Source organism: Gemmatimonadota bacterium (genome assembly GCA_041390125.1).
Taxonomy (GTDB): domain Bacteria; phylum Gemmatimonadota; class Gemmatimonadetes; order Longimicrobiales; family Gaopeijiaceae; genus JAGQIF01.
This window is the reverse complement of sequence record JAWKQN010000005.1, coordinates 310,765-330,087: the sequence shown is the minus strand read 5'-3', so window position 1 is coordinate 330,087 and position 19,323 is coordinate 310,765. Positions and strand designations below refer to the sequence as shown.

Annotated in this window: 19 protein-coding genes; 4 read left to right on the top strand and 15 right to left on the bottom strand. The window is 70.7% G+C overall.

The window, feature by feature from the left end; genetic code table 11:
- Positions 1-241: 241 nt before the first annotated feature.
- The 15 genes from R3E98_06335 to glmM form a co-directional block, all read right to left on the bottom strand.
- Positions 242-1,672 (bottom strand): hypothetical protein, encoded by a 1,431-nt coding sequence (locus R3E98_06335; protein ID MEZ4423005.1) that lies wholly within the window; start codon positions 1,670-1,672, stop codon positions 242-244.
- A 152-nt stretch (positions 1,673-1,824) separates the two neighbouring features.
- A complete protein-coding gene (locus tag R3E98_06330) occupies positions 1,825-2,865 on the bottom strand; it encodes a GntG family PLP-dependent aldolase (protein MEZ4423004.1) in 1,041 nt (346 codons plus the stop codon).
- A 6-nt stretch (positions 2,866-2,871) separates the two neighbouring features.
- Positions 2,872-3,108, bottom strand: coding sequence for a hypothetical protein (locus R3E98_06325; protein ID MEZ4423003.1), 237 nt, complete (start codon positions 3,106-3,108; stop codon positions 2,872-2,874).
- Positions 3,105-3,794 carry a cytochrome c biogenesis protein gene (locus R3E98_06320; protein ID MEZ4423002.1) on the bottom strand — a complete coding sequence of 230 codons (690 nt, stop codon included), beginning with the start codon at positions 3,792-3,794 and terminating at the stop codon, positions 3,105-3,107. Before R3E98_06320 ends, R3E98_06325 begins: the two co-directional genes overlap by 4 nt.
- Positions 3,791-4,471 (bottom strand): heme exporter protein CcmB, encoded by a 681-nt coding sequence (locus R3E98_06315; protein ID MEZ4423001.1) that lies wholly within the window; start codon positions 4,469-4,471, stop codon positions 3,791-3,793. Before R3E98_06315 ends, R3E98_06320 begins: the two co-directional genes overlap by 4 nt.
- On the bottom strand, positions 4,468-5,184 hold the full coding sequence (gene ccmA, locus R3E98_06310) for a heme ABC exporter ATP-binding protein CcmA (GenBank protein MEZ4423000.1): 717 nt from the start codon (positions 5,182-5,184) through the stop codon (positions 4,468-4,470). Before ccmA ends, R3E98_06315 begins: the two co-directional genes overlap by 4 nt.
- Positions 5,181-5,603 (bottom strand): zinc ribbon domain-containing protein, encoded by a 423-nt coding sequence (locus R3E98_06305; GenBank protein MEZ4422999.1) that lies wholly within the window; start codon positions 5,601-5,603, stop codon positions 5,181-5,183. Before R3E98_06305 ends, ccmA begins: the two co-directional genes overlap by 4 nt.
- 4 nt (positions 5,604-5,607) lie before the next feature.
- The gene (locus R3E98_06300; protein ID MEZ4422998.1) at positions 5,608-7,677 is read right to left on the bottom strand and encodes a heme lyase CcmF/NrfE family subunit; all 2,070 of its coding nucleotides are present in this window, start codon (positions 7,675-7,677) and stop codon (positions 5,608-5,610) included.
- Positions 7,674-8,099 (bottom strand): cytochrome c maturation protein CcmE, encoded by a 426-nt coding sequence (locus R3E98_06295; GenBank protein MEZ4422997.1) that lies wholly within the window; start codon positions 8,097-8,099, stop codon positions 7,674-7,676. The genes R3E98_06300 and R3E98_06295 overlap by 4 nt, the downstream gene beginning before the upstream one ends.
- Positions 8,100-8,184: 85 nt before the next feature.
- A complete protein-coding gene (glpK, locus tag R3E98_06290; GenBank protein MEZ4422996.1) occupies positions 8,185-9,684 on the bottom strand; it encodes a glycerol kinase GlpK in 1,500 nt (499 codons plus the stop codon).
- 47 nt (positions 9,685-9,731) lie between these two features.
- The gene (mtnA, locus tag R3E98_06285) at positions 9,732-10,796 is read right to left on the bottom strand and encodes an S-methyl-5-thioribose-1-phosphate isomerase (protein MEZ4422995.1); all 1,065 of its coding nucleotides are present in this window, start codon (positions 10,794-10,796) and stop codon (positions 9,732-9,734) included.
- Positions 10,793-11,374, bottom strand: coding sequence for a Maf family protein (locus tag R3E98_06280; GenBank protein ID MEZ4422994.1), 582 nt, complete (start codon positions 11,372-11,374; stop codon positions 10,793-10,795). The genes mtnA and R3E98_06280 overlap by 4 nt, the downstream gene beginning before the upstream one ends.
- A gap of 178 nt (positions 11,375-11,552) precedes the next feature.
- Positions 11,553-11,993, bottom strand: coding sequence for a D-aminoacyl-tRNA deacylase (gene dtd, locus R3E98_06275; GenBank protein MEZ4422993.1), 441 nt, complete (start codon positions 11,991-11,993; stop codon positions 11,553-11,555).
- Entirely contained in the window at positions 11,990-13,831 is a 1,842-nt protein-coding gene (glmS, locus tag R3E98_06270; protein MEZ4422992.1) for a glutamine--fructose-6-phosphate transaminase (isomerizing), read from the bottom strand. Before glmS ends, dtd begins: the two co-directional genes overlap by 4 nt.
- Before the next feature lie 5 nt (positions 13,832-13,836).
- Positions 13,837-15,222: a phosphoglucosamine mutase gene (gene glmM, locus R3E98_06265; GenBank protein ID MEZ4422991.1), complete on the bottom strand. Its 1,386-nt coding sequence runs from the start codon at positions 15,220-15,222 to the stop codon at positions 13,837-13,839.
- Between the two features lie 221 nt (positions 15,223-15,443).
- On the opposite strand from glmM, the gene R3E98_06260 reads away from it, so the two are divergent.
- The 4 genes from R3E98_06260 to R3E98_06245 all read left to right on the top strand — a co-directional run bounded on the left by R3E98_06260 (position 15,444) and on the right by R3E98_06245 (position 19,313).
- A complete protein-coding gene (locus tag R3E98_06260; GenBank protein ID MEZ4422990.1) occupies positions 15,444-16,610 on the top strand; it encodes a cystathionine gamma-synthase in 1,167 nt (388 codons plus the stop codon).
- Positions 16,611-16,673: 63 nt separating this feature from the next.
- Entirely contained in the window at positions 16,674-17,666 is a 993-nt protein-coding gene (locus R3E98_06255) for a M48 family metalloprotease (GenBank protein MEZ4422989.1), read from the top strand.
- A 34-nt stretch (positions 17,667-17,700) separates the two neighbouring features.
- Positions 17,701-18,996 carry a phosphoribosylamine--glycine ligase gene (gene purD / locus R3E98_06250; GenBank protein MEZ4422988.1) on the top strand — a complete coding sequence of 432 codons (1,296 nt, stop codon included), beginning with the start codon at positions 17,701-17,703 and terminating at the stop codon, positions 18,994-18,996.
- Positions 18,993-19,313: a heavy metal-binding domain-containing protein gene (locus tag R3E98_06245; protein MEZ4422987.1), complete on the top strand. Its 321-nt coding sequence runs from the start codon at positions 18,993-18,995 to the stop codon at positions 19,311-19,313. The genes purD and R3E98_06245 overlap by 4 nt, the downstream gene beginning before the upstream one ends.
- The last annotated feature ends 10 nt before the right edge of the window (positions 19,314-19,323 follow it).

Below are 19,323 nucleotides of genomic sequence, written 5' to 3'. Positions count from 1 at the left end.
CCGAGCCCACCGCGACCGGGGCCGGGGGAGGCGCTGCGACGGGAGCGTCAGGAGGCGTGGCGGCGCTCTTCATGGCGAATCTGGGCTTCCGGAAATCGGCGGCGAGGGGCCGGCCGTCTCCCCGAAGCTATGCGCGGCGGCGGGAGGGGCAACGTCCGCCGCTCCCGGGACCGGGGATGCACCACGGGCCCGCCTCCCGGAGGAAGCGGGCCCGTGGGACCCACAGGACCTCGGGTTCGCGTCAGCCGCGCGTGCGCTGCAGCCCCGACTGGTAGGCCTGCCAGACACCGGGCCGGACCGGCACGTAGAGCGTCTGGTAGGGGGTCGAGCCACCGCGGTCCGCGAACAGCGGCACGCCGTTGAACTCGCCCACCTGCATGATGTCGTTGCAGGAGAGACGAACCTCACCGCCCGACTTCGAGTAGTTGCGCCGCTCGAACGTCACGGCGTCGTCGTTCTCGAACCAGGACGCGCCCTCGGCGTAGGAGCCGGCGAAGACCACGCCCGGCCGGAGCTGACGCACCGAGACGCGCTGCGGCCCGACGAGCGTGTCGCCCTGGGCGGTGACGAGCACCGTCTCCGTGGCACCGGTCGCGAGGCAGATCGGCGTCGACGTGCCCGTGGGCAGCGGCGGCGCGACCGTGCGCTCGACCACGACGGTGTCCGGCGGCGGAGCCGGCAGCACGATGGTGTCGGGCATCGGACGATCGAGCAGGCCCGGCTTGCAGAGGCCACCGGTCTGCGGGCAGAGCGCGACCGAGCCGAGCACGCCGAACTTCTTGGAGCGGTAGATCGAGACCTCCTCGGCGTAGTTGGCGCCGAGCAGGAAGCCGCCGATGCGGAAGCCTCCGAAGTCGGCCTGCGCGCCGAGGTTGATGTCGAACCCGTTCCACTCCCCGATCAGGTTGAGCAGGCTGGTCTCGCCGAGCGCCATGTGCAACGCCGCGCCGGTGAACCATCCCTCGGAGTCCGCGAACGAATACCAGGGCAGCTGGTCTCCGTCCTTGAACATCCCGGCGCCCCAGCCCACCGAGAACGTGAAGTCGTGCTCGGGGAAGATGTCGGAGTCGAAGCCCCTCAACTGCGCGGTGCCGACGACGTACGGCGTGAACTGCGTGTTGACGTCGTCACGGCCGCTGTTGGCACCGTAGGTCTCCGTCAGTCGGGCGTCCGGGAAGCCCAGGCGGCTCGGCTGATAGTCATCGCGCGACGTGTTGTCGAACGACGGAGGCGAGACGTAGCGCGCACCGACCGCGAGGCCGAGGCCCTGGGCCTCGGGGCGCACGATGGCCACGCGTCCGAATGCGCCGACCATGCTGCCGCCCGATTCGGCGTCCGAGAAGTTCTGCACGGTGACACCGGCTTCGACGCGATCGAAGAGACCGATGGCGATCGAGGCGTCCGAGAGCCACTTCTCGTAGGCCGCGCCCCGGCCGACGATGTCGCCGGCCGCGTTGGTCTGCACGGTCTGGTCGATGCTGACCGGGAATCCGGAGTAGGTTCCGACGATGGCCATGTGCGGGAGAACGCTGGCGACGGGCACGTCGAGCAGGCCCGAACCATAGCGGAGCGTGCTCGGCACTTTCGTGCTCTGCGCCGTGAGCGAACCCGCAGCGGCGAAGGCCGCCGCCAGGGCCATCGTCCCGGAGAATGCTCCCCGAGCGATCTTCATGGGAATGGAACCTCCATCTCTGAGTTGGAGCCGGACGCCCAAGGGTGACCGGCGTCGGCCGGGCCCGCACCGGGCCTCGAAGAACCTAACGACGGGGCAACTTCCAAGCCAGTCAAGGACTTGCCCCTTCAGGCCGTCGAGGAGCCGCCCCTTCAGGCTGTCAGGAGCGACCCCAGGACGTCGACCGCCTTCTCCACTCCCGACCACGAGATGTCCCGGTGCGTCACGCACCGCAGCCGCCGCGCGCCGAATCGGCTGACCCGGACGCCCTCCCGCGCGAGCGCCTCCAGCGCGGCGCCTGCCTCCGGGCCGCGCGCCGGAAGGTCGATCATCACCACGTTCGTCTCCGGGATCGTGACCTCGAGTGGGGCATGGCGCCCCAGCTCCCGGGCCAGATGCCCCGCCTTCGCGTGATCGTCCGCGAGCCCGGGAAGCACGTGGTCGAGCGCCCACAGGCCCGCTGCCGCCAGCACGCCGGACTGGCGCATCGCCCCACCCAGACGGCGCCGCACGCGCCAGGCCTCCTCCATGACGCCCTCCGCTCCGGCCAGCAGCGAACCGGCCGGACAGCAGAGTCCCTTGGACAGCGTGACCATCACGGTGTCCACCCGCCCGCCCCACGCGGACGCCGGCGTGTCGGTGGCCACCGCGGCATGCCACAGGCGGGCCCCGTCCAGGTGCACGCGAAGTCCCCGCTCGCGCGCCCAGCCCACCAGCCGCTCCAGGTCGGCCACGGGCAGGATCCGACCGCCCGATCCGAGATGGGTGTTCTCCAGGGCCAGGATTGAAACACGAGGGGTCAGGCGCGAGGGGGGTCGCCATGCCGCGTCCAGCGTCGGGGCATCCAGCAGCCCACCCGCCGCGGGCAGCCCCCGCAGCTGCAGGCCGGACAACGCCGCGGCGGCGTCCTCCTCCCACACCAGGATGTGGGCCTCCGTGTCGCAGAGCACGTCGGTCCCCGGCGCGCCCAGCACCGCCAACGCGGTCTGGTTGGCCATGATGCCGCTGGGAAAGAACAGCGCGCGCTCCTGACCGAGCAGGGCGGCCACGCGCTCCTCGAGGGCGCGCGTGGTCGGGTCCCCGTCGAGGACGTCGTCGCCGACCTCCGCGTCCGCGATGGCCCGACGCATTCCGGGCGGCGGACGCGTGACGGTGTCGCTGCGCAGGTCGACGATCCCGTCGTCCACCGCCACGGCCCCCTACTCGCGCGCCGTGGCGACCTGCTGCTCGAGCCGGGCGATGCGTCGCGCGATGCTCACGATCCAGCCCAAGACCAGCACCCACCCCACCGCGTAGGCGATGAAGACGTGCCAATAGGGACGGAGCGTTCCGCGCGCGACGCGCTCCGACAGCTCCTGGGCCCCGGCGGGAACGGTGAGGAGGAGAACGGCCAGGGCCACGACGGCCACGAGCAGCAGGGGACGAACGGACCTCATCGGACTGCCTCCAGGAGGACGGCCGACTCGCGGCGGGCCCGCTCGAGCCCGTAGCGGAGCAGGAAGACGGCGAAGAAGAGAACGGTGAAGGCCGCGAGTCCCATCATGAGCGTGGCGAGCATCTGGGAATCGAGCGTGGGCCCTTCGGGCTTCATCACGACGGGCTGAGGGTGCAGCGACCGGAACCAGATCACGCTCAGATGGATGAACGGGATGTCGATCGCGCCGATGATCGCGATCACCGCGCCCAGCCGCCGTCCCCGCTCCTCGGAGCCGACGGAGCCCCGCACCATGAAGTATCCGAAGAACAGGACCCAGAGGAGGAGCGTGAGCGTGAGCCGGGGCTCCCACTGCCAGTACTGGCCCCAGGCGACGCGCGCCCACAGCGGCCCGGCGATCAGGGTGATGGTCAGGAACACCAGGCCACCCTCGGCGAGGGCCACCGCGGCCATGTCGAGCCGTTCGTCGCGCAGCCACAGGTAGACGGCGGAGCACAGGGCACACAGCCCGAAGGCCATCTCCCCCACCCAGGCCGAGGGCACGTGCAGATAGAAGATGCGCTGGACGATCCCCTGGGCCGCCTCGGTCGGCACCCAGAAGAAGATCATCCAGTGGAGCGTGACGACCATGGCCACGCCCAGCACGCCGAGCGCCACCGCGCCCTTCTGTAGACCAGAACCCCTCATGCGTCCTCCACGACGAAGCGGAAGAGGATGGCCCCCACCGTCAGGGTGAGCAAGGCGAAGGCGCCCAGCATGCGCAGGTTGCCCTCCACCTCGGAGACCGCGAGACCGGACAGCAGGCGATTGGTGGCGCCCGCGCCGTAGATGACGACCGGCAGAAGGATCGGAAAGACCAGCACGGGGAGCAACGTCTCCCGCATCGTGGAGCGGGCGGTGACCGCCGCGAAGAGCGTCCCGACCGCGACGAAGCCCAGGGCGCCCAGCGCCAGGACGGCGATCAGCACCAGCCAGTGGGCCCCATAGTCGACGGCGAAGAAGAGGCCGAAGAGCAGCAGCACGAGGAGCACCAGGCCCAGGACCAGCAGGTAGTTGGACAGGACCTTGGCCAGGAAGAGCGCCTCGCGAGGCATCGGCGTGAGCAGCACGCCCTCCAGCGCGCCGTTCTCCTCCTCCAGGTGGAAGGTCTGGCCCAGGCCCAGCAGGCCGCCGAAGACGATGGTGAGCCAGAGCAGGCCGCTCACGAAGTCGCGGGGGCGGACCAGCCCGGGATCGATCGAATAGTTGAACAGGACCGCGATGAGCACCGCGAACGCCACCATCACGGTGAGCCGTCGCCCGGTGCGCAGCTCGATGGCCAGGTCCTTCCAGCAGATCCAGCCGACCGCCCTGAGCGTCTTCACGCGGCGGCCGCTCCGACCGTCTCGTGGTAGAGGGACTGCAGCCGCGTGGCGTCGCGGGGGAAGTCCTCGGTGAACAGCCGGAGGCGCCCCGCGACCTGGATGGCCACCACGTCCGCGAGCCGCGCCCCCTGCACCAGGTCGTGCGTGACCATCACCACCAGCCGACGTCCGTCCTTCAGGTGCTCCAGGATCTCCGCCAGACGGGACGCCGCGTGCGCGTCGAGGCCGGTATAGGGCTCGTCCAGAAGCACGACATCCGGGTCGTGCAGGAGCGCGCGGGCCAGCGAAAGCCGCTGCGTCAGCCCCCGCGACAGGGCCCGCGCCGGCAGGTCCCGCCACTTCCCCAGGCCGAAGGTCTCGATGCGCTCGTCGATCCTGCGGTCGAGGTCGGGCAGCCCGTACAGGGAGCCGTAGAAGCGGAGGTTCTCGCGCGTGGTGAGGTGCCCGTACAGGAACGAGCGGTGCGACACCATCCCGACGCGGGTCCGCCAGTCGGGTCCCTGCGCGTCCAGCGGCTCGCCGTCCCAGGTCAGCTGCCCTTTGTCCGGGCGGAGCGCGCCCGACAGGACACGGAGCAAGGAGGTCTTGCCCGCGCCGTTGGGTCCGAAGAGGGTCAGGAAGCGGCCGGGCTCCAGGTCGAACCCGAGCTCGTCCAGGGCGCGGGTGGGGCCGAAACGGCGGGTCAGCGCGCGGGCTCCCAGCCCGCGGGTCATGTGAGGCTCTCCGCCGCGAGCGGCGTCCCGCACACCGCGCAGAAGCGGGCCTCGATGGCGCGATCGGCGCCGCATCGCGGACAGGCCTCTCCCCGCTCGATACGCAGGCGCACGTCGCGGATCTCGGCCTCGAGAGGATCGCCGGCCGTATCGCCGTCCTCGGTCCCCAGTACCTCGGCCGCCTCCGCCACCATCTCGCGCTTGAGACGCCGATAGTCGGACTCGTCCAGCTTCCCGGTCTGGTAGTCGTACTCGACGTCGCGCAGGGCTCGCAGCGCGGCGTGCTTGCGGAACGCGGCGTCCTCGCCGTGGTCCTCGACGTCGACGAGCGCCGAACGGCCGGTCAGGATCGGCTCGATCACGAACAGAACGAGGGCGAGGGCGAAGAGGAACGCCCCCGCGGTCGCGAGCAGGGTCAACGGCCTACCCGACGCTCGAGGGAACTGCTCGCTCGCGCGACGCGCCGGCAGCCGTGTCCACGCGGACCACGGCGGTGGGCCAGAGCGCGATCAGCGAACCCAGGGCCAGGAGCATCCCACCGTACCAGATCCATCCCACCAGCGGATTGACCTGCACCTCCACCGTGGCGCGCTCGGCGTCTCCCGTCGCGCCCTGGAACATGGTGTTGGACAGGTCCTCGACACCGGCCAGGATGACGTAGAGGTCCTCGGCGAACGTGGAACGGATGCCCACCTCGGAAGCGGCCTGCTCGTTCACCACGTAGTAGCGCCGTTCGGCCGTCATGACACCGAGCGGCTCCCCGTCCTTCTGCACATCGAACGTGGCCACCCATCGCAGCACGTTGGGCTGCGAGGTGCCCAGGCTTCCGTCCCGGGACGTGGACAGGCCCTCGTAGGTGAGCCGGTACGTGTGCCCGAACGCGGACTGGACCTCCACCACCTCCCCGGGGAGGATGGTGGCCTGCACCTCGGAATCGAACTGGGACGCCGCGAAGGCGGTGAAGATCACGACGACCGAGGCATGCACCACATAGCCACCCCAGCGCCGCCGATTGCGCTGCACGAGGTGGTACAACGCGGGCAGGAAGCCCTCGCCCTCGATGCGGGCCCGGGCCCGGGTGCCCTTCCAGAACTCCAGCACGATCACCGTCATCACGAAGCCCGAGATCGCGAAGGTCGTCAGCGCCCACCCGTTGCGCATGCCGAGTCCCATCAGGACCGTGAGCAGCACCACCGTGACGGCCAGCGGCGTGAGGAAGGCACGCCGGAGGTTGCGCGCCGTGGCGCGACGCCAGGCGATGACGGGACCGATGCCGGTCAGCGCGAGGAGCACCAGCCCGATGGGGACGTTGACGCGGTTGAAGTATTCGGGCCCGACGTTGGCCTTCTGGCCCGTGAGGCCTTCGGTGATCAGGGGGAAGAGCGTGCCCCACAGCACCGCGAACGCGGCCCCGAGCAGGATCAGGTTGTTGAAGAGGAACGCCGCTTCCCGCGACAGGAAGGACTGCAACTGGTGGTCCGTCCGGAGCCGGTCCCGCCGGTACAGGATCAGGAGCGCGCCGACGATGATCAGCGCCCCCATGAAGCTCAGGAAGATGTACGCGATCTTGAGCTCCTGCGCGAAGGAGTGCACGGACTCGATCAGCCCGGACCGCGTCAGGAAGGTGGCGAAGATCGTCAGCAGGAAGGTCAGGAACACGAGCGACATGTTCCAGATCTTCAGCATCCCGCGATTCTCCTGGATCTGGATCGAATGCAGGAACGCGGTGGCCGTCAGCCACGGCAGCAACGACGCGTTCTCCACCGGATCCCAGAACCAGTAGCCGCCCCAGCCCAGCTCCTCGTACGCCCAACGCATCCCGAAGATGATGCCGTTGGAGAGGAAGAACCACGACAGCAGGGTCCACCGCCGCGTGACCTTGATCCAGCGCGCGTCCAGGTGACCGCTCAGGAGGGCCGCCACCCCGAAGGCGAACGGGATGGTGAAGGCGGTGAAGCCCAGGTACAGCGTGGGCGGGTGGATCGTCATCCAGTAGTTCTGGAGCTGCGGGTTGAGCCCCCGTCCGTTCGCCGGGGTGAAGCCCAGGCGCTCGAAGGGGTTCACGTCCGCGAACAGGAGGACGATCAGGAAGAAGCTGGTGATGGTCATCAAGGTGCCCACCACGTACGGCATGAACTCGCGGTTCCGCCGCCGATTGGTGAACACGGTGACGCTGGAGAAGAACGTCAGCCACAAGACCCAGAACACGAGGCTGCCCCGCTGCCCCGCCCAGAGCCCCGAGACCTTGTAGAACAGGTCGAGCTCGCGGTTGGAATACGAGGCGACGTACCAGAACTCGTAGTGGTTGCCGACAAAGGCGGCGATGATGCCCGCCGACACCAGCACGATCAGACCGAAGACGGCGTAGACGCTCCGCTCGGCACTGGCGACGAGGTCGCCCCGACGCAGCCGCCCGCCCGCGAACCCGAAGACCGCCCCCCACAATGCGACCGGGAGGGCGATCCAGAGGGAAAGCTCTCCGAGTTGGATCACCCGGCCGCCATCGCCTCGGGTGCAGCTTCGTAGCGGCTACCGCACTTGGTCAGCACGGTGGTGGCCTCGAAGACGCCGTCGTCGCGGAAGCGGCCCTCCAGCACCACCTCGGTGGCTTCCGTGAACGTGTCCGGGATCAGGTCCCGGTACTCGACCGGGAAGCTGACCGACGGATCCTCCAGGTCGGCGACGCGGAACGTGTGGAGCAGCTCGCCGGACGCGGCAGTGTAGCTGCCCTCGACGACGGTCCCGCTCACCTTGACGCCCACCTGATGGTAGGTCGGGTCCCGTTGGACCTGGGCCATCAGCTCGGTGGGGGTGAGGTAGTAGACCTTGGCTTCGCTCACGCCGGTCCAGGCCAGGTAGGTCACCACCGCCGCGACACCCACGAGGCCCACCATGAATCGGCGATCTTTCTTCATCGAACCCTCCTGAGAGGCGACAGGTCGTCTCCCGCTGAATGCACGAATATACCCCACAGGGATCCCCCCGCGAGAGGAGGTCCCCTCACGGCCCTGCCTCGCCCCACCCGCGGGCCGCGGCCACGGCCCGGGCCCAGCCGCGCCGCAGACCCTCACGCTCGTCTTCTGCGAGCCGGGGCTCGAAGCGCGCGGGCTCGCCCTGGGCCTCCAGGAAGGCGTCCCCGTCGGCCCACACGCCCGCCGCCAGCCCCGCCAGACCCGCCGCCCCCAGCGCCGTGGTCTCGATCTGGGCCGCGCGCCGCACCGGGATGCCCACGATCCCGGCCTGGAACGCCATCAGCCAGTCGTTGCCGGAGGCGCCACCGTCCACGCGCAGCTCCCGCGTCACCACCCCGGAGTCCCGCTCCATCGCGTCGAGCACGTCCGCGGTCCCGTAGGCCATGGCCTCCAGCGCCGCCCGTACCAGGTGGGCCCGGCCGGTTCCGCGGGTGATCCCCACGATCATCCCGCGTGCGTCGGGTACCCAATGGGGGGCACCCAACCCCACGAAGGCCGGGACCAGATAGACCCCGTCGTTGCCCTCCAGGCTTGCCGCGATCCGGCCCGACGCGGTGGCATCCTCCAACACGCCGATCCCGTCGCGCAGCCACTGCAGCGCCGCCCCGGCGATGAAGATCGAGCCCTCGAGGGCGAAGGCCCGGCCGCCCCGCGCGTCGCAGGCGACGGTCGTCAGCAGCCCGGAGCGCGAGGGAACCGCCTCGTCGCCCGTGTGGAGCAGCAGGAAGGCGCCCGTGCCATAGGTGTTCTTGGCCAGGCCGGGGCTCCAGCAGCCCTGCCCGAAGAGCGCTGCCTGCTGATCGCCGGCCACGCCCAGGACGGGCAGGTCCCGGCCCAGGGCCTCACCGACGGCCACGCCGAACTCCCCGCTCGAGGGCCGTACGTCGGGCAGAGCCGCGCGCGGGACCTCCAGCAGGTCGAGGAGCGCCTCGGACCAGGTCCCCTCGTGCAGGTCCCAGAGCAGGGTGCGGCAGGCGTTGGTCGGATCGGTCACGTGTGCCGCTCCCGCGGTGAGCCGGGCCATCAGCCAGCTGTCGATGGTACCGACCGCCAGCGCGCCCTCCTCCGCGCGCCGGCGCAGATCGGGGCGCTCGCGGAAGAGCCAGGTGAGCTTCGTCCCGGAGAAATAGGGGTCGAGCACGAGGCCCGTGCGCTCGCGCACGGTCGGCTCGTGCCCCGCGTCCCGCAGCGACCGGCAGATCGGCGCGGTCCGCCGATCCTGCCACACGATGGCGCGATGCACCGGCTCCAACGTGTCGCGGTCCCACACGACGACGGTCTCGCGCTGGTTGGTGATCCCGACCGCGCACGGCCGCACCGACGCGCGATCGGCGTCCGCGAGCGCCGCGCGGGCCAGACGCGCCGTGGTGTCCCAGATCTCGGTGGCGTCGTGCTCCACCCACCCCGGTCGGGGGAAGTGCTGCGTGAACTCCGCGTAGTGACGGGCGACCGTCCGTCCGTCGGCCGCGATCACCAGACAGGTGACGCCGGTGGTGCCTTCGTCGATCGCGAGGATCGCGTCCTGCATGGGGGTTCCTCCGCGTTGCCCCGACTACCCGCGAATCCCCGGCCCGTTCATCGGCCGACCAGCGCGGCGAGGCGGGGAGCGAACGGCGGTCGGAGCACGCCGCCCTCCGTCACCAGGGCGGTGACGTACCGCGCCGGCGTGACGTCGAAAGCCGGATTCCAGACCCCGACCTCCCCGGGGAGATGCCCGCGCGCGCCGAGGTCCCGGAGCTCGTCGGCCGCGCGCTCCTCGACCGGGATCGCCGAGCCGTCGGGACACGCCGGGTCGATCGTGCTCGAGGGGGCCGCCACGTAGAACGGCAGACCGTGATGCGCCGCCAACAGCGCCAGCGCATACGTTCCGATCTTGTTGGCCACGTCGCCGTTCGCCGCGATGCGATCGGCGCCGGTGATCACCAATTGAACGGCGCCGCGGGCCATCAGCGCGGCCGCCATCGAGTCCGCGATCACGGTGACCTCGATGCCCGCCCGCGCCAGCTCCCAGGCGGTAAGGCGCGCGCCCTGCAGGACGGGCCGCGTCTCGTCCGCCCAGACCCGCACGGTGCGCCCACGCTCGCGCGCCACGTAGAGGGGTGCGAGCGCCGTGCCGATCCCGGCCGTGGCCAGCGCGCCGGCGTTGCAGTGCGTGAGCACGCGCACCTCCCCCTCGGGCGGGAGCAGCGCCTGGCCCGCCTCGCCGATCGCCCGGCACCGACGGCGATCGTCGTCGCGGATGTGATCGGCCTCCCTCCGCAGCCCCGTCACCAGGCCGGCGGCGTCGGCGAACGGTCCCGCCGCGCAGGCCCGCAGGCGAGCGAGCGCCGTGCCCAGGTCGTGCCCCGTGGGTCGGGTCGCGAACAGGAGGTCGGCCAGCCGCGCGCACTCGTTCCGCGCCTCCGCGAGTCCGTGGCCCCCGGCCTCGATCCACCGCTCCATCCCGGCCACGAGCCCCAGCGCCGCCGCCACGCCGATGGCCGGTGCGCCCCGGACACGCAGCGTCCGGATGGCCTCCGCCACGGCGTCGGCCCCGGTGAGGTCGAGGACGCGCACCTCGGCCGGTAGCAGGGTCTGATCGAGGAGGCGCACGGTGCCCGGCCGTGGGCCCCACTCCACCACCGGCGGCGCCGCGCTCATCCGAGCGGCCCGAAGCGGTAGGGGACGCCGGCGCGCTCCAGGAGCGCCATCAACCCCGCCACCGACAGGCCCATCACCGTGAAGAAGTCGCCGTCGATGCGCTCGATCAGCGCCGCGCCCCGGCTCTGGATCCCGTAGGCGCCCGCCTTGTCCATGGGCTCGCCGGTCTGCACGTAGCGGCGCGCGAGCGTCGCGTCGAAGGTCCGGAAGCGGACGTGGGCCTGGGCCACCAGGCTGTGCAACCCCGACCCGGGATCGGAGAGCGCCATGCCCGTCAGCACCACGTGCTCGCGCCCCGAGAGCGCGAGCAGCATCGCCTCGGCGTCGGCGGCGTCCACCGGCTTCTCCAGGACGGTGTCGTCCAGCACCACCACCGTATCGCCGGCGAGCACGCGGGCGTCGGGCTCGGATGCGGCGGTCGCCTTCTCCCGGGCCAACCGCTCCACGTACGCGACGGGTCGCTCCCCTGGTTCACGCCGCTCGGGGACGTCGGTGACGCGGACATCGAAGTCCAGCCCGAGCATGCGCAGGATGTCGGCGCGGCGGGGAGAGGCCGACGCCAGCACGAGCCGTCTCATGGGCGGCTCCGGGTGGATCGGCGCGCCCGCGGCGTGATGGTGGGTGGAAGGGACAGCGACCGACTCCAGGGCCAGAGGGGCGACCCGCGGGTCACGCGGCGACGGGGGCTCGCAGCGAGGGACCGGGGCTCGGCCCTACCCTACAGCATGCACGGGGGAGCGGCCAGCGGGATCCGGCTCAGCGCTCCAGGATGAGCGTGACCGGTCCGCGGTTGACCAGCTCCACGTCCATGTCGGCGCCGAAGCGCCCGGTGTGGACCCGGCCGGGCACGCGCGCTTCGAGCAGCGCGACGAATCGCTCGTACAGCGGGATGGCGAGGGCGGGGTCTGCGGCTCCGACGAACGAAGGCCGCCGGCCCTTGCGCGTGTCGCCGTACAGCGTGAACTGCGAGACCACCAGCAGCTCGCCCCCCACGTCGTCCAGGGCTCGGTTCATCCGGTCCTCGTCGTCCGGGAAAATCCGCAGCCCGACGATCTTGTCCGCCATCCACGCGAGCGCCTCGTCGTCGTCGCCGGCGGTGAAGCCCACGAGCACCAGGAGCCCGGGCCCGATCGACCCCAGCGAGCTGCCCTCGGAACGGACCTGCGCGCGGGAGACCCGCTGCAGGACGACCCTCACTCGACCGTGACGGACTTGGCCAGGTTGCGCGGCTGATCCACGTCGCACCCACGCAGGATGGCCACGTGATACGCCAGCAGCTGGAGCGGGATGGTCGTGAGCACCGGCTGCAGGCACGGATGGCTCTGCGGCACCCGGATGAGGTGGTCCACCTTGCGGGCCAGCTCCTGGTTGCCGTTGCTCACCACCGCGATGACCCGACCCGAGCGCGCTTTCACCTCTTCGATGTTGGACACGACCTTCGCGTACACGGTGTCGCTCGGCGCCAGCACCACGACCGGCATGTTCTCGTCGATCAACGCAATCGGCCCGTGCTTCATCTCGGCGGCCGGGTAGCCCTCCGCGTGGATGTAGCTCACTTCCTTGAGCTTGAGCGCCCCTTCGAGGGCCACCGGGAACTGGTAGCCGCGCCCCAGATACAGGAAGTTGCGCGAGCCCATGTAGGCCTCGGCCAGACTGCGGATCTCGTCGTTGAGCTCCAGCACTTCCTCGATCTGCGCGGGAAGGTCGCGCAAGGCCCGCACGAACTCCCTTCCCTGCAGGATGGACATGGTGCGGCGTCGGCCCAGGAACAGGGAGAACAGCGCCATGGCCACGATCTGGCTGGTGAACGCCTTTGTGGAGGCGACCCCGATCTCGGGCCCCGCGTGCAGATAGACGCCGAAGTCGGTCTCACGGGCGATGGAGGATCCGACCACGTTGACGATGCCCATCGTCTGCGCGCCGCGCCGGCGGGCCTCGCGCAGCGCGGCCAGCGTATCCGCGGTCTCACCCGACTGCGAGATGGCCAGCACGAGCGTCTTGGAATCGACCACCGGGTTCTTGTAGCGGAACTCGGAGGCGTACTCCACCTTGACGGGGATACCGGCCATCTCCTCGAGCATGTATTCGCCGATCAAGCCCGCGTGCCAGCTCGTGCCGCACGCCGTGATGACGATGCGCTTGATCTTGTCCAGCGTGTTCTCGGTGCCATCCAGACCGCCCAGGCGCGCGGTGCCCTCTTCCTCGAGGAGGCGGCCCCGCATGACGTCCCGGATGGTGTTGGGTTGCTCGAAGATCTCCTTGAGCATGAAGTGCTCGAACCCACCGCGCTCGATGGCGGAGAGGTCGAAGTCCACCTGGTGCACGGAGCGGCGCACGGTCCCCTCCCCGAGGTGGAAGACCTCGTATCCGCTCCGGCTCACCACGGCGTAGTCGCCCTCGTTCAGGTAGACCACCTTGCGCGTGTGCTCCAGGATGGCGGCGACGTCCGAGCCGATGAAGTACTCGCCTTCGCTCTCCCCGATGCCCAGCAGGAGCGGCGAGCCCTTGCGCGCCGCGACCAGCTTGTCGGGATCACGCGAGCTGATGACGGCCAGGCCGTAGGCGCCTTCGATCTCCATCAGCGCGGCGGCCACCGCGTCCTCGAGACACGGGTTGGACTTCCACGCCTCGTCGATGAGGTGGACGACGACCTCGGTGTCCGTGTCGGAGGTGAAGGCGTAGCCGAGCTCCTCCAGCTTGGTGCGCAGCAGGTCCGCGTTCTCGATGATGCCGTTGTGGACCAACGCGATGTCCCCGCCCTGGCTCACGTGCGGATGGGCGTTGACCTGGTTGGGCGGCCCGTGCGTGGCCCAGCGGGTGTGGGCGATCCCGGCCGTGCCGTGGGGCATGATGCCGTCGAGCGCCTTCTCCAGCTCGGCGATCTTTCCGGGCTTCTTGATGGTGGCGAGACTGCCGCGGTCCGTCAGGATGGTCACGCCCGCCGAATCGTACCCCCGGTACTCGAGGCGGCGGATGCCCTCGATGAGGATGGATCCCGCCTGCTTCGGTCCGATATATCCGACGATCCCACACATAGGCTTCAGGCTACTCCCTCTAGAATGGCGCGGGCTTGCTCGACCAGCTCCCGCGCCCCCTTCTCGTCCGCCGCTTCCGCGATCAGACGTACGATCGGCTCCGTTCCCGACGGGCGTACGTGCAGCCACGCCCGCTTGCGCGACCAGGTCAGCCGCAAGCCATCGGCGTGGTCGGCTTCGCTTCCGGGGAAGCGCTCCTCGAGCGCCTCGTAGGCGCGCCCGATCGCCTCCCGCGGAAAGTCCACCTTCTCCTTGACGATCTCGTAGCGGGGCCAGCGAGCGGCCGCCTCCGAGAGGGTCATGCCTTCGTCGAGCAGGTGCTGGAGGATCAGCGCCGCGCCGACCGGTGCATCCCGTGTCAGGTGTAGCGCCGGGAGGATCACGCCTCCGTTTCCTTCCCCCCCCACCACCGCGCCCTCGGCCTGCATGCGCCGGGCCACGTTGATCTCACCGACGGGAGCGCGGACCACCCGCCCTCCGTGCGCCTCGACGACGTCCTCGAGCACCTGCGAGGTGGAGAGGTTGGTCACCACCACTCCGGGATCGCGTCGAAGCACCACGGCAGAGGCCAGCGCCAGGGTCAGATCCTCCCCGAGCGGCCGGCCGTTCTCGTCCACCAGGGACAAACGGTCCACGTCCGGATCGACCGCCAGCCCGACGTCGGCGCCGGTGCGCCGCACCAGCTCGCCCAGCTCCGCCAGGTGCTCGGCGGTCGGCTCCGGGTCGCGGGGAAAGCGACCGTCGGGCTCCAGATGGATGGCCTCGAACGACGTGCCGAGCGCACGCAGCAGCTGCGGCATGATCGTGGCGCCCGCGCCACGGACGCAGTCCAGCGCCACGCGGAAGCGACGCGCCCGCAGCCCGTCGAGGTCCAGCAGCGGCAGGCCCAGGATGCGGGCGAGGTGGCGCTCGGCGGCTCCGGTGTCGTCGACCACGGGCGCCAGCGCATCCCAGGCGGCACGGGCCGGCTCCTCCTCCTGCAGGAAGCGCTGGAAGCGGGCCATGCGCTCGCCGTCGAGGAAGACCCCCTCGCCGGCCGCGAACTTCATCGCGTTCCATTCCGCCGGGTTGTGGCTGGCGGTGATCCCGATCCCGCCTGCGGCCCCGGCATCCTCCACGGCCAGCATCAGGGTGGGGGTCGGCACGACGCCGAGGTCCACGACGCGGGCCCCGACCGAGACGAGCCCTGCGATGGCCGCCCGGGACAACATGGGTCCGGAGGTCCGTGAGTCGCGGCCGACCAGCACGAGGTTCCCGGAACCCTCCCCCTGCAGGAACGCGCCGTACCCGGCAGCCAATGCCCCCACCAGCTCCGGGGTCAACGGGCGTCCCACCCGACCGCGGAACCCGGAGACGGACACCATCAGGTCGGGGGGGAATCGGATCGGCATGGGCTCGGGTCCACCTTCCGGAAAGCGCTTGTGAGACAAGGAGATCGCGCTGCGGAAGTGCAAGAAGCTCGCCATGCGCGGACGAAGGGTCAACGGCGGTGGCCCCGGTCCCCCGGCCCGCGATACATTCGGGCACCGCCGTGCCGCGCCGGAGGCGCCTCCGTGCGCCCACGATCGGCGGGGTTCCGGCCCTATCCATCCTCGAGACAGCGAGCCTCCAGTTGAGCACGGACTCCACGGGAACGCACCGGTTCGGTACGGTGGCGATCCATGGCGGACAGGCCCCCGAGCCCGTCACCGGCGCCATCGCCCCTCCCATCTTCCAGACGTCCACGTACGTCCAGACAGGGATCGCCGAGCCGCGCGAGGGCTACGAGTACGCCCGGGTCCAGAACCCGACCCGGGAGGCGTGGGAGCGCGCCCTGGCCGCGGTGGAGGGGGGACGCCACGGCATCGCCTTCGCCAGCGGCCTGGCTTCCATCGAGGCGGTCGTCAAGAACCTCTCCGCCGGTGACCATGTGGTCAGCGAGGAGAACACCTACGGGGGCACCACCCGCATGTTCATGCGCGTGCTGTCCCGTCTGGGCATCGAATTCACCTTCGTCGACACCCGGGATCCGGACCGCGTGCGGGCCGCCCTGACGCCGGCGACCCGGCTGGTCCACGTGGAGACGCCCACCAACCCCCTCATGCGTCTGTCCGACATCGCCGCGCTGGCCGACGTGGCGCACGACGCCGGCGCGCGCCTGATGGTCGACAACACGTTCGCCTCCCCGTACAACCAGAACCCGCTGGCGCTGGGTGCGGACGTGGTGATGCACTCCACGACCAAGTACCTCAACGGGCACTCGGACGTCATCGGCGGCGGGCTGGTGGTGAACGACGACGCGCTCGCCGAGGAGCTGCGCTTCGTGCGGAAGTCCACGGGCGCGGTTCCAGGGCCCTTCGACGCCTGGCTCTGCCTGCGCGGCTGCAAGACGCTCGAGGTCCGGATGCTCCGCCACAACGAGAACGGGCAGCGGATCGCGGAGCACCTGGCCGAGCATCCCAAGGTGGTCCGCGTGCACTATCCGGGGCTCGACTCCCATCCGCAGCACGCGCTGGCGCGCACGCAGATGCGGGGCTACGCCGGCATGCTGTCGATCGAGCTCCCGACTCCCGAGGCGACGGCGGCCTTCTGCGGAGGCACGCACCTTTTCCAGCTGGCCGAAAGTCTCGGGGGGGTCGAGTCCATGATCAACGTGCCGTCGCGCATGACCCACGCCTCGGTCCCCCCGGAGCGTCGGGCGGCCATGGGCATCACGGACTCGCTGGTCCGGCTCTCCGTCGGCATCGAAGACGCGGCGGACCTGATCGACGACCTCGACGAAGCCCTCTCCCGCACCTGAAACCGCCTTCGACGCGGGGGCGTACGGGGCGCCAGCGTTCCGACCCACTCGCGAGGAGAACCCATGAACGAGGACATCCACAACGGCAGCGGTGATGCCCATGCGCGCCGGATCCTGACCGGTATCTCGTCGCGTGCCTGGGAGCACCCCGCGGATCGAGCGGCGCTGGCGGCGCTCCGGCGCCTGCCGGTGTTCGACCTGGTCCTCAAGAAGCTCTTCGGCATCTTCGGGGAGAAGCCGGTACGTCTGTCGTTCCAGGCCAACGCGGTGCGGGTCACGCCCCGCCAGTTCCCGCACGTCCACCGGCTCTACCTCGAGGTGTGCGAGACGCTGGACGCGCCGGAGCCGTACGACCTCTTCATCTCGCAGACGCCGGTGGTCAACGCGGGCGCCTATGGAATGGACCGGCCCTTCATCATCCTCAACTCGGGGATGAAGACGCTGCTGAACGACCGGCAGCTGCAGTACGTGATGGGGCACGAGCTCGGGCACATCATGAGCGGCCACGTGCTCTATCGCACGATGACCGTGCTGTTGCTCCAGCTGGCGCAGCTGGGCTTCCCGATCGTCGGAATCGCCGCGCGGGCGGTGTTGATCGGCTTGCTGGAGTGGTCCCGCAAGGCGGAGCTCTCCTGCGACCGGGCGGGTCTGCTGGCCATCCAGGACCCCGACGACGTCATGATCTCCCTCATGCGGATGGCGGGTGCCGGCACTCCCGAGGAGACCAACCTGGGCGAGTTCATCCAGCAGGCGGAGGAGTACCGCACATCGGAGGACGTCGCGGACTCGGTCTTCAAGATCCTGAACCTGCTCGGCCAGAGCCACCCCTTCCCCGTGCTGCGCGTCGCGGAGCTGCGCACCTGGATCGAGGACGGCCACTACGAGCGCGTGTTGGCCGGCCAGTACGCACGCCGCGGCGAGCCCGACCCGGAGTACCGCAGCGACCTGCGCGAGGCCGCCCGGGCCTACGCGGAAGGCGCGCGCGGCCTGCTGGACGACGTGGCCGACGCCGCCCGCAAGATGGGCGAGTCCATCTTCGACAACCTGCGGCGCTGACGACGCCGACCGCACCCCGGAGCCGATCCCCCGCATGCGGATCCTGATCATCGGGAACGGAGGGCGCGAGCACGCGCTGCTCTGGAAGCTCGGCCGTGACGCGCCGGACGCGCGCTTCTGGGTCACCCGGCCCAACGGCGGCATGATGGGCCCGTCGGTCGAGGCGCTGACGCTCGCACCCACGGACGTCGAGGCCCTCTCCGGCTGGGCGGCCGCCCACCAGATCGACCTGGCCGTGGTCGGCCCCGAAGCGCCGCTCGCGCACGGCCTCGTGGATCGCCTGCGCAAGCACGGCGTCCCCGCGTTCGGACCCACCGCCGCGGCGGCCCGCATCGAGACGAGCAAGGCCTACGCGAAGGCCCTGATGGAGAAGGCCGGCGTCCCCACGGCCGCGCACGTGACCTTCCGCGAGGTGGAGCCGGCGCTCGCGCATGTGCGCGGCGCCGGCGCACCGATCGTGGTGAAGGCTTCGGGGCTGGCAGCAGGCAAGGGGGCGGTGGTGTGCGAGACGCTCTCCGACGCCGAGTCGGCCGTCCAGTCGATGCTGGGAGACCTGCGCTTCGGGGAGGCGGGGCGAGAGGTCGTGATCGAGGAGTACATGGAGGGCGAGGAGCTGTCGCTCTTCGCGCTGGCGGACGGGGAGCGGGCGCTTCCGCTCCTGGCCGCGCAGGACCACAAGCGCATCGGGGAGGGCGACACGGGGCCCAATACCGGAGGCATGGGCGCGTACGCCCCCGTGGGCTTCGCCGACGCCGACCTCCTCGGGACCATCGAGGAGCGGGTCCTGGCCCCCACCCTGGCCGCGTTGGCGGCCGACGACGCGCCGTTCCGCGGCCTGCTCTACGCGGGGCTCATGATCACCCGCGACGGCCCGAAGGTCGTGGAGTTCAACTGCCGCTTCGGGGATCCCGAGACCCAGGTCGTGCTCCCACTGATGGACAGCCCGCTGCTGCCGCTGCTGGAGCGCGTCGCGAGCGGAGGCTCGCTGGGCGGCGCCAGCGTGGCGTGGAGGACCGGTGCGGCCGTGACGACCGTGTTGGCGTCGGCGGGGTACCCGGACGCGTATCCGACCGGCCACCGCATCGACATCCCCGCCGCGGTGACCGACGATGCCGACACGCTCGTCTTCCACGCCGGCACGACCCGGAACGACGACGGGCTGGTCACGTCGGGCGGTCGGGTGCTGGCGGTGACGGGTCTCGGAGACACGGTGCAGGACGCGCACGCAAGGAGCGTCGCGGCGGCCGACCGCATCGCCTTCGAGGGGAAGCAGTTCCGCAGGGACATCGGATGGCGCGAACGCGCCCGGGACGAACGAGGACGACCATGATCCTGACCACAACGCCGACCGTCGAGGGCCGCCCCATCGGGGAGTACCTGGGCATCGTGACCGGGGAAGCCATCATCGGCGCGAACATCTTCAAGGACATCATGGCCACGGTGCGCGACATCGTGGGCGGACGCTCCGAGGCCTACGAGCGCGCGCTGCGCTCCGCCCGCGAGGAGGCCCTGCGCGAGATGTCGGCGCAAGCGTCCGCCCGGGGCGCCAACGCCGTGGTCGGCGTCGATCTCGACTACGAGGTGCTCGGCAGCGGCAACGGCATGCTGATGGTGACCTGCAGCGGGACGGCGGTCGCGCTCCCGTAGGGGAGCGCAG